The 15071-nt window shown below is 62.2% G+C and carries 13 protein-coding genes and 1 pseudogene; 13 read left to right on the top strand and 1 reads right to left on the bottom strand.

Going from position 1 to position 15071, the window contains the following annotated elements:
• Window positions 1-38: 38 nt before the first annotated feature.
• The 5 genes and pseudogenes from RHM69_RS03660 to RHM69_RS03640 all read left to right on the top strand — a co-directional run bounded on the left by RHM69_RS03660 (window position 39) and on the right by RHM69_RS03640 (window position 10160).
• Window positions 39-6596, top strand: a complete 6558-nt coding sequence (locus RHM69_RS03660; protein ID WP_322255477.1) for a hypothetical protein — start codon at window positions 39-41, stop codon at window positions 6594-6596.
• 81 nt (window positions 6597-6677) lie between these two features.
• Window positions 6678-8504, top strand: coding sequence for a tetratricopeptide repeat protein (locus RHM69_RS03655; RefSeq protein WP_212551052.1), 1827 nt, complete (start codon window positions 6678-6680; stop codon window positions 8502-8504).
• Between the two features lie 578 nt (window positions 8505-9082).
• The gene (locus tag RHM69_RS03650; protein WP_282377477.1) at window positions 9083-9460 is read left to right on the top strand and encodes an IS110 family transposase; all 378 of its coding nucleotides are present in this window, start codon (window positions 9083-9085) and stop codon (window positions 9458-9460) included.
• A 172-nt stretch (window positions 9461-9632) separates the two neighbouring features.
• A pseudogene (locus RHM69_RS03645) lies at window positions 9633-9749 on the top strand (type II toxin-antitoxin system RelE/ParE family toxin); the annotation flags it as partial.
• Window positions 9750-9944: 195 nt separating this feature from the next.
• Entirely contained in the window at window positions 9945-10160 is a 216-nt protein-coding gene (locus RHM69_RS03640; RefSeq protein WP_017849619.1) for a co-regulatory protein PtrA N-terminal domain-containing protein, read from the top strand.
• Window positions 10161-10322: 162 nt separating this feature from the next.
• On the opposite strand, the gene merR is transcribed toward RHM69_RS03640, so the two are convergent.
• Window positions 10323-10763 carry an Hg(II)-responsive transcriptional regulator gene (gene merR, locus RHM69_RS03635; protein ID WP_003131870.1) on the bottom strand — a complete coding sequence of 147 codons (441 nt, stop codon included), beginning with the start codon at window positions 10761-10763 and terminating at the stop codon, window positions 10323-10325.
• A 71-nt stretch (window positions 10764-10834) separates the two neighbouring features.
• On the opposite strand from merR, the gene merT reads away from it, so the two are divergent.
• The 8 genes from merT to RHM69_RS03595 all read left to right on the top strand — a co-directional run bounded on the left by merT (window position 10835) and on the right by RHM69_RS03595 (window position 15038).
• On the top strand, window positions 10835-11185 hold the full coding sequence (gene merT, locus RHM69_RS03630; protein WP_017849617.1) for a mercuric ion transporter MerT: 351 nt from the start codon (window positions 10835-10837) through the stop codon (window positions 11183-11185).
• Between the two features lie 13 nt (window positions 11186-11198).
• Window positions 11199-11477: a mercury resistance system periplasmic binding protein MerP gene (gene merP, locus RHM69_RS03625; protein WP_003131880.1), complete on the top strand. Its 279-nt coding sequence runs from the start codon at window positions 11199-11201 to the stop codon at window positions 11475-11477.
• Window positions 11478-11489: 12 nt separating this feature from the next.
• On the top strand, window positions 11490-11924 hold the full coding sequence (merC, locus tag RHM69_RS03620; protein ID WP_003131881.1) for an organomercurial transporter MerC: 435 nt from the start codon (window positions 11490-11492) through the stop codon (window positions 11922-11924).
• Window positions 11925-11956: 32 nt separating this feature from the next.
• Window positions 11957-13636 (top strand): mercury(II) reductase, encoded by a 1680-nt coding sequence (merA, locus tag RHM69_RS03615; protein ID WP_031633059.1) that lies wholly within the window; start codon window positions 11957-11959, stop codon window positions 13634-13636.
• A gap of 20 nt (window positions 13637-13656) precedes the next feature.
• Complete coding sequence (locus RHM69_RS03610) at window positions 13657-14076, top strand: hypothetical protein (protein ID WP_017849615.1); 420 nt, start codon at window positions 13657-13659, stop codon at window positions 14074-14076.
• Entirely contained in the window at window positions 14073-14435 is a 363-nt protein-coding gene (gene merD / locus RHM69_RS03605) for a mercuric resistance transcriptional repressor MerD (RefSeq protein ID WP_017849614.1), read from the top strand. The genes RHM69_RS03610 and merD overlap by 4 nt, the downstream gene beginning before the upstream one ends.
• Window positions 14428-14664, top strand: a complete 237-nt coding sequence (gene merE / locus RHM69_RS03600) for a broad-spectrum mercury transporter MerE (protein WP_017849613.1) — start codon at window positions 14428-14430, stop codon at window positions 14662-14664. Before merD ends, merE begins: the two co-directional genes overlap by 8 nt.
• Window positions 14665-14825: 161 nt before the next feature.
• Window positions 14826-15038 carry a DUF3330 domain-containing protein gene (locus tag RHM69_RS03595; RefSeq protein WP_032805095.1) on the top strand — a complete coding sequence of 71 codons (213 nt, stop codon included), beginning with the start codon at window positions 14826-14828 and terminating at the stop codon, window positions 15036-15038.
• Window positions 15039-15071: the final 33 nt, after the last annotated feature.

The raw sequence follows: 15071 nt of genomic DNA, 5'->3' as shown, positions 1-15071 counted from the left end.
GCTGACAGCGCGGTTATGACCTTAAACAGGACGCGTATATGAGCTTTATTTCTTCGTTGACGACCGCGCAAGTTGCTGCCTTGAGCACCACAACCATTGCGGGTTTGGCTACTGCCGACATTGCCGCCTTCAGCACAGCGCAGATTGCAGCGCTGACCACCGCTCAGGTTGCGGTCATTACCACCGCTAACGTGGGAGCATTCACCGCCGCGCAACTGCCTGGCCTGACCACTGCTCAAGTCGTGGCGCTGACCACCGCTCAAGTCGGTGCACTGAAAACCGCGCAGGTTGCAGCGTTTGAAACCGCCGATGTTGCCGCGCTGACAGTTGCCAGCGTCACTGCACTGACTACCGCGCAAGCCGCGGCGCTGACCACCGCCCAGGTTGTGGCCCTGACCACCGCTCAAGTGGCTGGCCTGACCACTGCACAAGTGGCCAACCTGACCACCACCCAGGTTGCTGCGCTGCAGACCGCCGATGTGGCCGCTCTGACCACCGGCAGCATCGTCGCACTGACCACCGCTCAGGTCGCTGCGCTGACCACCGCACAGGTCGCCGCCCTCAAGGCAACTCAGATCGCAGCCCTGCAGACCGTAGACCTGGCAGCCCTGACCACCGCGCAGATCGTTGCTCTGACCACCGGCCAGGTCGCTGCGCTGAAAACCAACCAAATCAGTGCGCTGACCACCGCTCAGTTGGTGGCCATTGAAACCGCTGACATCGCAGCCCTGCCTGTAGCCAGCGTCGCGGCATTGACCACTGCACAGACTGCTGCACTGACCACCGCTCAAATCGTCGCATTGACCACCGCTCAGGTCGCAGGCCTGACCACGGCTCAAGTGGCCAACCTGACCACCGGGCAGGTCGCTGCGCTGGAAACCGCTGATATCGGTGCTTTGACCACAGCCGGTATTGTCGCGCTGACCACCGCTCAGGTGGCTGCACTGACCACCGCCCAGGTCGCAGCACTCAAGCCTACTCAGATCGCCGCTCTGCAAACCGCAGATGCCGCGGCCCTGACCACCGCTCAGATCGTCGCGCTGACCACCGCTCAAGTCGCTGCGCTGACCACCGCACAAGTGGCCAATCTGACCACGGCGCAAACCGCAGCCCTTGAAACCGCCGATATCGCTGCACTGACCACCGCCGGCATCGCCGCGCTGACCACCGCTCAAGTGGCCAACCTGACCACCACTCAGATCGCCGCCCTCAAGCCGCTGCAAGTCGCCGCCCTGGAAACCGCTGACGTTGCAGCGCTGACCACGGCTCAAGTCGTGGCGCTGACTACCGCTCAGGTTGCCGCACTGAAAACCAACCAGATCGCCGCCTTGACTACCGCTCAGGTCGCTGCACTGGAAACTGTTGACATTGCCGCCTTGCCGGCTGCCAGCATTGCCGCGTTCACCACCGCCCAGGCGGCTGCGTTGACCACCGCTCAGGTTGTCGCGCTGACCACCGCACAAGTGGCCAACCTGACCACGGCGCAAACCGCAGCCCTTGAAACCGCCGATATCGGTGCACTGACCACCGCCGGCATCGCCGCGCTGACCACGGCTCAAGTGGCCAACCTGACCACCGCCCAGGTCGCTGCACTCAAGCCGCTGCAAGTCGCCGCCCTGGAAACCGCTGACGTTGCAGCGCTGACCACCGCTCAAGTGGTCGCGCTGACCACCGCACAAGTGGGTGCACTGAAAACCAACCAGATCGCTGCCCTGACCACCGCTCAGGTCGCCGCGCTGGAAACAGTCGACATCGCCGCCTTGCCCGTCACCAGCATTGCCGCGCTGACCACTGCACAAACCGCCGCACTGACGACTGCTCAGGTCGTCGCGCTGACCACCGCACAAGCCGCCGCCTTGAAAGCCACCCAGGTCGCTGCACTGACGACCGCTCAAGTCGCTGCGCTGCAAACGGCTGATCTGGCAGCACTGACCACCACGGCCGTCGCTGCATTGACCACCGCTCAGACTGCTGCATTGACCACCGCTCAGGTCGCCGCCCTGACCGTGGCCCAGGTTGCAGCCCTGCCGACCGCCGATGTCGCTGCCCTGACCACCGATCAGGTTGTGGCATTGACCACCGCTCAGGTTGCAGGCCTGACGACTGCTCAAGTCACTAACCTGACCACCGCTCAAGTTGCTGCGCTGCAAACTGCAGATGTCGCCTCGCTGACCACGGCCGGTATTGTTGCCCTGACCACCGGCCAGGTCGCCGCACTGACCACCACTCAGGTCGCCGCCCTCACCGCGACTCAGGTCGCCGCGCTGGAAACTGCAGATGTTGCAGCCCTGACCACCGCTCAGGTCGTGGCACTGACCACCACTCAAGTGGGTGCACTGAAAACCAACCAGATCGCGGCTCTGACCACCGCTCAGGTCGCGGCTCTGGAAACGGCCGATATCGCGGCCTTGCCGGCCACCAGCATTGCTGCACTGACCACCGCCCAGGCGGCTGCGTTGACCACCGCTCAGGTTGTGGCGCTGACCACCGCTCAGGCCGCCGCCTTGAAAGCCACCCAGGTGGCTGCACTGACCACCGCTCAAGTCGCGGCACTGCAAACGGTTGATCTGGCAGCACTGACCACCACGGCCGTTGCTGCATTGACCACCGCTCAGGCCGCTGCGTTGACCACTGCTCAGGTCGCTGCACTGACCGTGGCTCAGGTTGCAGCCCTGCCGACCGCCGATGTCGCTGCACTGACCACCGATCAGGTCGTCGCGCTGACCACTGCCCAGGCGGCGGCCTTGACCACCGCTCAAGTGGCCAACCTGACCACCGCTCAAGTGGCCGCGTTGCAGACGGCGGATCTTGCGTCGTTGACGACTGCTCAAGTGGTGGCGTTGACCACCGCCCAGGTCGCCAACCTGACCACCACTCAAGTGGCCGCCCTCAAGCCAACCCAGATCGCGGCCTTGCAGACCGTTGACCTGGCCGCCCTGACCACGGCGCAGATCGTCGCCCTGACCACCGGTCAAGTCGCCGCCCTGACCACCGCACAAATCGCCGCGCTGACCACGGCCCAGTTGGTTGCCCTGGAAACCGCTGATCTTGCAGCCCTGCCGGTTTCCAGTGTGGCCGCGCTGACCACCGCTCAAGCGGCTGCGCTGACCACGGCGCAGATCGTCGCCCTGACCACCGCGCAGGTCGCTGGCCTGACCACGGCTCAAGTGGCTGCACTGACCACCGCTCAGGTCGTTGCACTGCAAACGGCCGATCTCGCCTCGCTGACCACCGCCGGCATTGTCGCGCTGACCACGGCTCAAGTGGCTGCACTGACTACAGCTCAGGTCGCTGCACTGACCGTGGGCCAGATCGCTGCCTTGCAAACCGTGGATGCGGCTGCGCTGACCACCGATCAGGTCGTCGCCCTGACCACTGCTCAGGCGGCTGCCTTGACCACCGCTCAAGTGGCCAACCTGACTACGGCACAAGTCGCTGCGCTGCAAACTGCAGATCTCGCGTCCTTGACTACCGCCGGTATCGTCGCGCTGACCACTGCACAAGTGGCCAACCTGACCACCGCTCAAGTGGCCGCACTCAAGCCTGCTCAGATCGCTGCCCTGCAAACCGTTGATGTGGCGGCATTGACCACCGCACAGATCGTCGCCCTGACCACTGGTCAAGTCGCCGCGCTGACCACGGCACAGGTGGCTGCCCTGACGACCGCTCAACTGGTCGCCCTGGAAACCGCTGATATTGCTGCCTTGCCGGTGACCAGTGTTGCAGCGTTGACCACCGCTCAAGCGGCCGCGTTGACCACTGACCAGATTGTCGCCCTGACCACCGCGCAGGTAGCTGGCCTGACCACTGCACAAGTGGCCAACCTGACCACCGCCCAGGTCGCTGCCCTGCAAACGGCTGACATCGCTTCGCTGACCACTGCTGGCATCGTCGCGTTGACCACCGCCCAGGTCGCGGCACTGACCACCGCTCAGATCGCGGCGCTCAAGCCAACTCAGATTGCCGCTCTGCAAACCGTGGACGCCGCTGCGCTGACCACCGATCAGATCGTCGCCCTGACCACCGCTCAAGCGGCTGCGCTGACCACTGCCCAAGTGGCCAACCTGACGACTGCCCAGGTCACTGCACTGCAAACAGCGGATCTCGCCTCGCTGACCACTGCTGGTATCGTCGCGCTGACCACTGCTCAAGTGGCCAACCTGACCACCACTCAGGTCGCAGCGCTCAAGCCGACACAAATTGCCGCGCTGGAAACGGCAGATGTCGTCGCATTGACCACCGCTCAGGTCGTCGCACTGACCACCGGCCAAGTGGCGGCACTGAAAACCAACCAGATCGCGGCCCTGACCACCGCTCAAGTCGTTGCCCTTGAAACGGCCGACATTGCAGCCTTGCCAGTGGCGAGCGTTGCCGCGCTGACCACCACTCAGGTCGTCGCCTTGACCACCGGCCAGATCGCCGCCCTGACCACCGCTCAGGTGGCCGGTTTGACCACTGCCCAAGTGGCCAATCTGACCACCGCGCAAGTGGCTGCGCTGGAAACGGCGGATGTCGCTTCGCTGACCACCGCCGGCATCGTTGCGCTGACCACCGCTCAAGTGGCTGCACTGACGACTGCTCAGGTCGCAGCGCTCAAGCCAACTCAGATTGCCGCCCTGCAAACCGTGGACCTGGCTGCGTTGACCACCGCTCAGGTTGTCGCGCTGACCACCGCCCAGGTTGCTGCACTGACGACCGCTCAGGTCGCCGCCTTGACCACCGCGCAGATTGCCGCGATTGAAACGGTCGACATTGCTGCCTTGCCAGTCACCAGCATTGCTGCGCTGACGACCGCACAGGCTGCCGCGTTGACCACCGACCAGATCGTGGCCTTGACCACTGCACAGGCTGGCGCGCTGAAATCTGCACAGGTTGCCGCGCTGACCACGACTCAGGTTGCCGCTCTGCAAACGGCCGATCTGGCGTCCATGACCACAGCAGCCATCGCTGGCCTGACCACGGCGCAAACCGTGGCCCTGACCACCGCTCAAGTGGCCAACCTGACGGCAGCCCAGATCGCCGCACTGCCAACGGCCGATGTCGCGGCATTGACCACTGCTCAAGTGGTAGCGCTGACCACCACTCAGGTTGCAGGCCTGACCACCGCTCAAGTGGCCAACCTGACCACCGGGCAGATCGTGGCTCTGGAAACCGCTGATGTGGCCGCTCTGACCACTGCTGGCATCGTTGCGCTGACCACCGGCCAGGTCGCAGCCTTGACCACCACTCAGATCGCCGCACTCAAGCCGACTCAGATCGCTGCACTGCAAACCGTGGACGCCGCCGCCCTGACCACCGCTCAGATCGTTGCACTGACCACCGAGCAGGTGTCTTCACTGACCACTGCGCAAGTGGCCAATCTGACCACCGCACAGATCGTCGCTCTGGAAAACGCCGACATCGCCGCCTTGACCAGTGCCCAGTTGGTGGCTCTGACCACAGGCCAGGTCGCTGCGCTGACTACCACGCAGATTGCCGCCCTGACCACTGATCAGATCAGCGCTCTGGAAACGGCGGATATTGCTGCCCTGACCACCGCGCAGATCGTGGCGATCGAAACGGCCGATCTGGCATCGCTGACCACGACTCAAGTGGTGGCCCTGACCACTGCCCAGGCAGCAGCCCTGACCACCGCCCAACTGTCCAACCTGAAAATGACCCAGGTCGACGCCTTCACCACGCCGCAGCTGCAAGCCATGACCGCAGCCCAGATCGACGCGCTGGCCTTGTCCACGCCGCTGGTTCTGGACCTCAACGGTGACGGCGTGCAGACCACGCACCTGGTGGCTGGCACACGCTTCGACCTCAACGCCGACGGCCATAAAGAAGCCACCGGCTGGACGGCCGGCGGCGACGGCCTGCTGGTGCTGGACGTCAATGGCGACGGCGCGATCAACAATGGTTCCGAGCTGTTCGGTTCCTCGTTCCGCCTGGCGGACGGTTCGCTGGCCAAAGACGGCTTCGAAGCCCTGCAAAGCATGGACAGCAACAACGACGGCGTGGTGAACGCCGGCGACCAGCTGTTTGCTGCCTTGCAGGTCTGGGTCGACAGCAACAACGACGGCATCAGCGACGCGGGCGAGCTGCACAGCCTGAAAGACCTGGGTATCACCCAGTTCAATCTGGAAGCGGCGACCACCACCGAGCTGAACCACGGCAACCTGATCGGGCTGCACAGCAGCTTCGAAACCAGCGATGGCCAGTCGCACACCATTGCTGACGTGTGGTTCCGCACCGATGCCAATGGCGGCGAGTCCATCGACCTGACCCAGCTGGATGTCTCGGTCGTGGGTGCCCATACCCTGGGCAGCATCGACCTGGCGGCCGACAACGGTGCCACTACGTCGCTGACCCTCGATGCCAACGCGGTCAGCCAGCTTGGCCAGGCCGGTCAGGTGGATCTGGGCAACGGTGCCGCAGCGCCGGTGCAGATGATCATCAACGGTGATCAGAACGACAGCGTGCAGATCCAGGGCGCGGCAGGCGAATGGCAAGCCGCTGGCACCGCAACAGTCGATGGCACGAACTACAACGTGTTCAACGACGGTGACGTGCAAGTGCTGGTCGCCACCGATGTTCACACTTGGATTAGCTGATATTCAGTGTTAAACCTTTGATAGACCTTGATACCGGGCTCGCAAGAGTCCGGTATTTTTTTATGTGTGGAGCCTTCACTCATGCTGACCGGGAATCTTGATAGTCCAGACCTCAATGAGGTGCTGACCTGCGCCCTGCAACAGGCCGAGCGTGTCGCGCTGGAGCCGATGCAACTGCTGCAGGTCGCTGATCGGCTGCTGACCGCGCAGCGCCCGGCCGATGTCGCGACGCTGTATCAGCGCTGGCTTGCGCACTGCCACTCGGCGGTCAATTACATCATTCAGTTCAACCTGGGCGTCACGCTGTCCAACCTTGGACGGGTGGCAGAAGCCGAACAGGCGTATCGCGCGGCGATTGCGCAAAACGCTGAGTTCGCGCAGGCCTGGTTCAATCTGGGCACGCTGCTGGAGCGTCAGCTCAAGCCGCAGGAAGCGCTGGCCACCTGGCAATCGATGCTCGACAACAAGCTGGTCGATGCGCAGCAAAGCCAGGACCTGTACTTGTTGACCTGCAACAACCTGGGCCGGCTGCTGGAAGAAACCCGCCAGTTGCAGCCCGCCGAGGCGATTCTGCACACCAGCTTGCTGGCCGCCCCGGCCCAGCCCAAGGTCATTCAGCACTGGGTGCATTTGCGCCAGAAGCAGTGCGTGTGGCCGGTGTATGACGCCCCGGTTGGCCTGACGCGCGGCGATCTGCTCAAGGCGTCTTCGCCTTTGGCGTTGCTCGCCGGCAGCGATGACCCCGGCCTGCAACTGGCCGCTGCGATGCATTTTGTCAAAGAGCGGGTCAATGTGCGGGTGCCGTCTCTGACCACAGCGCAGGGTTATGGCCACCAGAAACTGCGCATCGGTTTTTTGTCGTCGGACTTCTGCCTGCATGCCGTGTCGCTGCTGACGGTCGAGCTGTTCGAGCTGATCGATCGTGAACGCTTTGAGGTCTATGGCTTCTGCTGGAGCCGCGAAGACGGTTCGGCCCTGCGCGCCCGGGTGAAACAGGCCATGGACCACTTTGTGTTGATCGGCGGCATGAATGACGCCACCGCCGCGCAGTGCATCCGTAATCACGAGATCGACATCCTGATCGACCTGCACGGCCTGACCTCCGGCGCACGCGCGGACATCGTGGCGTACAAACCTGCGCCGGTGCAGATGACGTACCTGGGCTTTCCGGGCACCACCGGGCTGCCGGGCATCGATTACGTGATTGCCGACCGCTACCTGATCCCTGACAGCGAAAAACCCTATTACAGCGAGACGCCGCTGTACCTGGACAAGATCTACCAGTGCAGCGACCGGCAGCGCCCGGTGGCCGATCTGCCGACCCGTGCGCAGTGCGGTTTGCCGGACGATCGCTTCGTGTTTTGCTCGTTCAACAACAACTACAAATTCAACGAAGAAGTGTTCGACTGCTGGATGCGCATTCTCAAGCGCGCCCCCGACAGCCTGCTGTGGCTGCTGGCCGACAACACCTGGGCGCAAAACAACCTGTGCGCCAGAGCCGAGCAACAGGGCATCGACCCGGCCCGCTTGCTGTTTGCACCGCGTGTGGCACCGCCGGAGTACCTGGCCCGCTATACCGCAGCGGACCTGTTCCTGGATGCGTACCCGTTCAATGCCGGCACCACGGCCAACGACGCGCTGTGGATGGGCCTGCCGGTGCTGACCCGCTCGGGCCGCACCTTCGCCTCGCGCATGGCCGGCAGCCTGTTGACCGCGCTGGACCTGCCGGAGCTGATCACCACCACGCTGGCCGAATACGAAGAGCGTGCCGTGCAACTGGCGACCCAGGCCGATCTGCTGCCGGGGCTGCGTCAGCGTCTGGTTCAGGCACGTGATACGTCACCGCTGTTCGACTCGCCGGGGTTTGTGCGCGATTTCGAAGCGGCAATCAGTCGTGTGGCGTTGTAGCAAGCACGTTGTTGAGCGGTGCGCGCAGCGCAGGACGGGTCATAGTTGAGCGCTATGAAGCTTGATTATTTCCCGGACCGACTCAGGACGACTCCTGTAGCTCCCGGTCAGCCATAAAGTCGTTATCGCGCAGCAAACCCGCGCCCCGTAGGAGCGAGCGCCAGCTCGCGAAGGCTAAGGTGCAGTCACCGCAAATGTGCTGATTTCACTGGCCCTTTCGCGAGCTACGCTCACTCCTACGAAACTTGTGTCGTACTCAGTATCAAGGCCAGCCCAAAATCCGTAGGAGCGAGCGCTAGCTCGCGAAGGCTAAGGTACATTCACCGCAAATGTGCTGATTTCACTGGCTCTTTCGCGAGCTGCGCTCACTCCTTATCTATTCGCGATCTGTCAGATTAGGTGCCGAGAGTCGACGTGGACGATCGCTCGCTCCTCGATTTAGCCGATCGTTACGTAGCAAGGTCTCCACGCCGATATCTCCCCACACACGCCCGTACAGTTGCCCGAGGTTGCACTCGAAGATAAGGCTGGGCCGGTGAGGAGAGACTCTCGACTTACTCAGATTATCGGAGATTGTGATGACCTGCATCGGCATTGGCATAGATGTGAGCAAAGCCACCCTCGACATCAGCGTACATCGACACAAAAAGCCTCTTCGAACAACTAACGATCCGGCAGGATGGAAACAGGCAATTGCCTGGATGCAGCCGTTTGAGCCTACCCAGGTCGTGCTCGAAGCCACGGGAGGCTATGAGCAAGACGCTCTGGATGCGTTCTATAGCGCAGGCTTACCGATCATTCGCGTGAACCCAAGGCAAGCGAGGGACTTTGCCAAGGCGATGGGTCAACTGGCCAAGACTGACCATGGGGGTTGGGGAGCAATGGAACTGAAAACCAACGTAAGCCGAATTAGAGTTCGTTTTACTCGTCAGCGACTGCGAATTAACGAACTTTGATTCGTGAGAAAGGTTTATTGCACTGATTTTCGGGTGTTGGTGACCTTTCCTCGCGATAGCGGAAACGGTTTCATAAAACGGTCGTTTTTCGAAACTATCCAGACGTTGCAAGGGTTTGCGGGGCAGCGACTGAGCTTAAGTGCACTTTCTGTTCCGTTGCTCCCCCAACCCCTATTTCCAGCAGCGAGGTGATGAATTCGTTTTGCTGTTGTGCGGCGGCGACAAAAGCAGCCAAAGCCGTGATATTGAAGCGGCTAAAAAACTCGCCAGCGAGTGGAGGTCAGAATGAGCGAAAAAATTTACGACTACGACCCAGCAGCAGCCCTAGACGGCCCTGAAGCAATCGCCGTCTTCATGGCGGAGCCCTGCCATTTCCTCTCAGCGCCATAATCCAGGACCTTCATCTCCTCTCTCCTTGATTCCGTACTTAACTACGGAGGTAGAGTTGAATCGTGGATCGAAAACCCGAGAGGAGATCGCCGTTATGAAACACCTAAGACTGCTGCTGGTAGTGGGTGCGACTCTGCTGTCATCCACCGTATGGGCCGAGGGCGGGAGCGACCGAGCGATTGAGCGAATTGCTGCACGCGAGAGGGCTGAAGCGACCCTGGTGGCGGAAACCGTCAAGGAGATTAAGCAACTGGGCCCCACGGCGGCAGGCCGTAGCGAAGCGCAGCCCGCCTGTCCGCCTGCAAAGTAGAGCCTGTGCTACTCGACCAGATGCAACGTGAGCCCACTCTGCTGAGGCGCGAGGGCAAATAGCAATACCAAACTGTGCCCTTTGCAAGTGCTCCTTTGGCCATTCAGCGGCGCTCATTGAGCGCCGCTTTTTTCTAAGCGCAAGCCGACCAACAGGGGCGCCTTACGCAACGGGAAATCCTCGGTTAACGCCCGAGTTGTCCCCATGCAGCGAAACGATCAGCGGACAGGAAACAGTCCCGTGGCTCGCACAACAGTCGTGAACCAGTTGCTCCAAAACTGACTCGATCCGTCGCAGATCCGCGAGCTTGCCACGCACATCCCCAAGCTTCTGCTCGGCGAGCACACGCGCTTCATCGCAGTGAGCACCGTCATCCAGCCTCAACAGCCCGGCCACTTCATCGAGGCTAAAGCCCAGCCGTTGCGCGGATTTAACGAATTTCACCCGGGCGACATCCGCCTCACCGTAACGGCGAATGCTGCCGTAGGGCTTGTCCGGTTCGGGTAACAGCGCCTTGCGTTGATAGAACCGGATGGTTTCCACGTTGACCCCGGCCGCCTTGGCGAAAGCGCCAATGGTCAGGCTTTCCAAATTGTTTTTCATACCGCTTGATTCCGTACATGACTACGGGACTAACCTTAAACCATCGATCAAATGCTCGAAAGGAGAAATGCATGTCTGAACCATCAAACGGGCGCGCCCCTCTTGTCGCCGGGGGGCTTGCGGCGATTCTCGCCTCGGCTTGCTGTCTCGGGCCGCTGATTCTGATCGCACTGGGATTCAGCGGGGCCTGGATCGGTAACCTGACCGTGCTGGAACCGTACCGCCCGCTCTTCATCGGCGCGGCACTGGTGGCGCTGTTCTTCGCCTACCGGCGCATTTTCCGCCCCGCTCAAGCCTGCGCACCGGGCGAGGTCTGCGCCATCCCTCAGGTACGTACCTCCTACAAGCTGCTGTACTGGCTGGTGGCGGCCTTGGTGCTGGTCGCGCTCGGCTTCCCCTACATCCTTCCCTTGTTCTACTGATCAGGAGTTCACCATGAGAAAACTGCTCGCATCCTTAGCCCTCGCCAGCCTGGTCGCCACACCCGTCTGGGCGGCCACGCAGACCGTCACCCTGGCGGTGCCGGGCATGACCTGCGCCGCCTGCCCGATTACGGTGAAGACGGCGTTGACCAAGGTCGATGGCGTGACCAAGGCTGAGGTGAGTTTCGAGAACCGCGAGGCCATCGTCACCTTCGACGATACCAAGACCAATGCCCTGGCGCTGACTAAGGCGACCGAGGACGCTGGCTATCCGTCCAGCGTCAAGCAATAGGAGGGACTTCCGATGGCAAATCCTCTCAATCTGTTCACGCGGATCGGTGACAAAGCCGGCTCCGTCGGCGTGCTGATTTCTGCCATAGGCTGCGCCATGTGCTTTCCCGCCCTTGCTAGTCTGGGGGCCGCGTTCGGTCTGGGCTTTTTGAGCCAGTGGGAAGGCCTGTTCATCACCACGCTGCTGCCTCTGTTTGCTGGACTGGCTCTGCTCGTCAATGCCCTCGGCTGGCTCAATCATCGGCAGTGGCGACGGACTGCGCTCGGCCTGATCGGTCCTACCCTGGTACTGGCAGCGGTATTTTTTATGCGGGCTTATGGCTGGCGGAGCGGTTGGCTGCTCTATATCGGCCTGGCCCTCATGTTTGGGGTGTCGATATGGGATCTCGTGTCGCCCGCTCATCGCCGTTGTGGGCCGGATGCCTGTCCGACGCCGCCAAACCAGTGAACCTGACAAGAGACGATCTAATGAGTAACGAAATGACCGAACTGAAAATCATTGGTATGACCTGCGCCTCCTGTGTCGTGCATGTGAAAGAGGCCTTGGAGAAGATTCCGGGCGTGCATCGGGCGGATGTTTCCTACGCCAGCGGGAAGGCCGAACTGAAGGTCGACGAGGGCGCAAGCCGTGAGCAGATGCAGGCCGCTGTCGAGGCCCTGGGGTATCGAGCGGCGTTCGAAGACGCCATGGTACAAGCCCGTCCTGGCCTGCTCGATAAGGCACGGGGTTGGTTGAGCAGCACTGACGCCGGGAAAGAGGGCGACAAGCTCCACGTCGCGGTCATCGGCAGTGGTGGCGCCGCCATGGCGGCCGCGCTCAAGGCGGTGGAAGGCGGTGCCCGCGTCACCCTGATCGAGCGCGGCATCATCGGCGGCACCTGCGTCAACGTGGGCTGCGTGCCCTCCAAGATCATGATTCGTGCCGCGCATGTGGCCCATCTGCGCCGCGAGAGCCCGTTCGACGCCGGGCTTTCCGCCATGACGCCGACCGTCCTACGCGAACGTCTGCTCGCGCAGCAACAAGACCGTGTCGCCGAACTGCGCCACGCCAAGTACGAAAGCATCCTGGAGAGCACGCCGGCGATCAGCGTGCTGCGCGGCACCGCCCGTTTCCAGGACGGCCACACGCTCAGCGTGAAACTGGCCGAGGGTGGCGAGCACATCGTAGCCTTCGACCGCTGCCTGGTCGCCACCGGCGCAAGCGCGGCCGTTCCACCGATTCCAGGACTGAAAGACACGCCGTACTGGACCTCAGACCAGGCACTGGCGAGCGATACAATCCCTAAGCGGCTCGCCGTGATCGGCGCCTCCGTAGTGGCAGTGGAACTGGCGCAGGCCTTCGCCCGGCTGGGTAGCGAGGTCACGATCCTGGCACGCAGTGCGATGTTCTTCCACGAAGACCCGGCCATCGGCGCGGCGGTGACGGAGGCCTTCCGTATGGAGGGCATCGAAGTGCTGGAGCAAACGCAAGCCAGCCAGGTGTCCCACGCCAACGGCGAGTTCGTACTGGCCACCAACCATGGTGAGTTACGTGCCGACCAACTGCTCGTCGCCACCGGCCGCACGCCCAATACCCAGGGCCTGAACCTGGAAGCGGCCGACGTGCAGCTGGACGAGCGCGGCGGCATCCAGATCGACGAGCGCATGCGCACCAGCGCAGCGGATATCTATGCGGCCGGCGACTGCACCGACCAACCGCAGTTCGTCTACGTCGCGGCAGCGGCTGGCACCCGCGCGGCAATCAACATGACCGGCGGCGAGGCCAAGCTCAATCTCGACGTCATGCCGGCCGTGGTGTTCACCGATCCGCAAGTGGCCACCGTCGGCTACAGCGAAGCCGAAGCGCAGCACGCCGGGATCGAAACCGACAGCCGCACCTTGACCCTGGACAACGTGCCGCGCGCGTTGGCCAACTTCGACACGCGGGGTTTCATCAAGTTGGTTGCCGAAGCGGGCTCCGGCCGACTGCTGGGAGTGCAGGCTGTGGCCCCGGAAGCAGGAGAACTGATCCAGACGGCGGTACTCGCCATCCGCAACCGTATGACCGTGCAGGAATTGGCTGACCAGTTGTTCCCCTACCTGACGATGGTCGAGGGACTGAAACTCGCCGCACAGACCTTTAACAAAGACGTCAAACAATTGTCCTGCTGCGCAGGGTAATGAGAGAGGGAGGTTGAAACATGAGCAACACGGCAGACGATCTCGGTAGGTGCGACAGCCTACGCAAGACATGGCAGTTGGTCAGCTTCTGGGGCCTGCCTGCCGTCGTGGCGACGATAGCGATTGTTCTGTCTAATCGACGCCCCGCGTTGTTCCTGGCAGCAGGCGCCGCGCTGGCCGTGATGGGCGGCGCCTGCCTGGTCAACGCCACGCGTTGTCGCCGCCTTCACTGCTACATAACGGGGCCTCACTTCCTGTTGCTCGCAGTTGGTGCGCTATTGGCTTATGTGTTTGACCAAAACGGCGAGCATCTCTCCAGGTTGTGGCTGCTACTGGCTCTGGGAGCTGCACCGTTGCTCATCTGGCTACCTGAGCGCCTAGCCGGAAGGAAATATCTGAGCGCCCCAGTTTGCGGTGAAGGTCGGGAGTGTCGGCGATGAATGCCTACTCCATATCCAGATTGGCCGAGGACGCGGGCGTCAGTGTCCATATAGTCCGAGATTATATGCTGCGCGGCTTGCTGCACCCCGCGCGGCGCACGGAAAGCGGTTACGGCATTTTCGATGAGCGGTCCCTGGCGCGGCTGTGCTTCGTACGTGCCGCCTTTGAGTCCGGTATCGGGCTCGACGAATTGGCGCGGCTCTGTCGAGCGCTCGATGCAGACGATAGTACCGATGTGATCGGGTGTATCGACCGCTTGCTTGGGCAAATCGCGACCCGGCTGGCAGCTTTAGACGCAGTGAAAACGGAGTTGGCCGGGCTGACTCATCGTGCCATCGAAGGTCACACCCATGCGTAATACCAACCAATCCGAATCAATCAAGATGCCCCGCTGGCACGCCTACACGTGGGGTGTGCTCGCCGCGCTCACTTGCCCCTGCCATCTGCCGGTGCTGGCATTACTGCTCTCGGGGACTGCGGCCGGGGCCTTCGTCAGCGAGCATTGGAGCCTCGCGACGCTCGTGCTGACGGTTCTCTTCGTCCTCTTCCTGAGAGCGGCTCTACGGGCCTTTCGGAAGCGGGCGTGACCCGCTCGGAGCACGGCGCGGTCTCCGCTGCCGAGTTGCGGCAGGCTTGGGAGCGTTGGGAATTGTTGCTGCACTGCCAGCCGCAGGTCGATCTGCGCGCAGGTTCGATCGCAGGTGTGGAAGAGTTACTAGGTTTTCTTGGACGATGGAGAAACCCCATCATGAACGCAAACGACACCCCCACTATCAGTTGCTGCGAATGTTGCAAGGAAATTTCCCTTGACGCCGCACTGACGCCGGAAGGTACCGAGTACGTCGTGCACTTCTGTGGCCTTGAATGCTATCAGCGCTTCATATCGCGCGCGGATAAGAGAGCGGCATCCGAGCCTGATCACCCCTGCACACCAGAGGTCAGTACCCGTCACGACGACTAATCTTTGCCTCTGGAAAGTGGCTCTGGTTTTTTT

This window comes from Pseudomonas sp. CCI1.1 (assembly GCF_034348165.1).
Taxonomy (GTDB): domain Bacteria; phylum Pseudomonadota; class Gammaproteobacteria; order Pseudomonadales; family Pseudomonadaceae; genus Aquipseudomonas; species Aquipseudomonas paracarnis.
The sequence above is the reverse complement of the archived record's forward strand: the minus strand, read 5'-3'. Positions and strand labels throughout refer to the sequence as shown.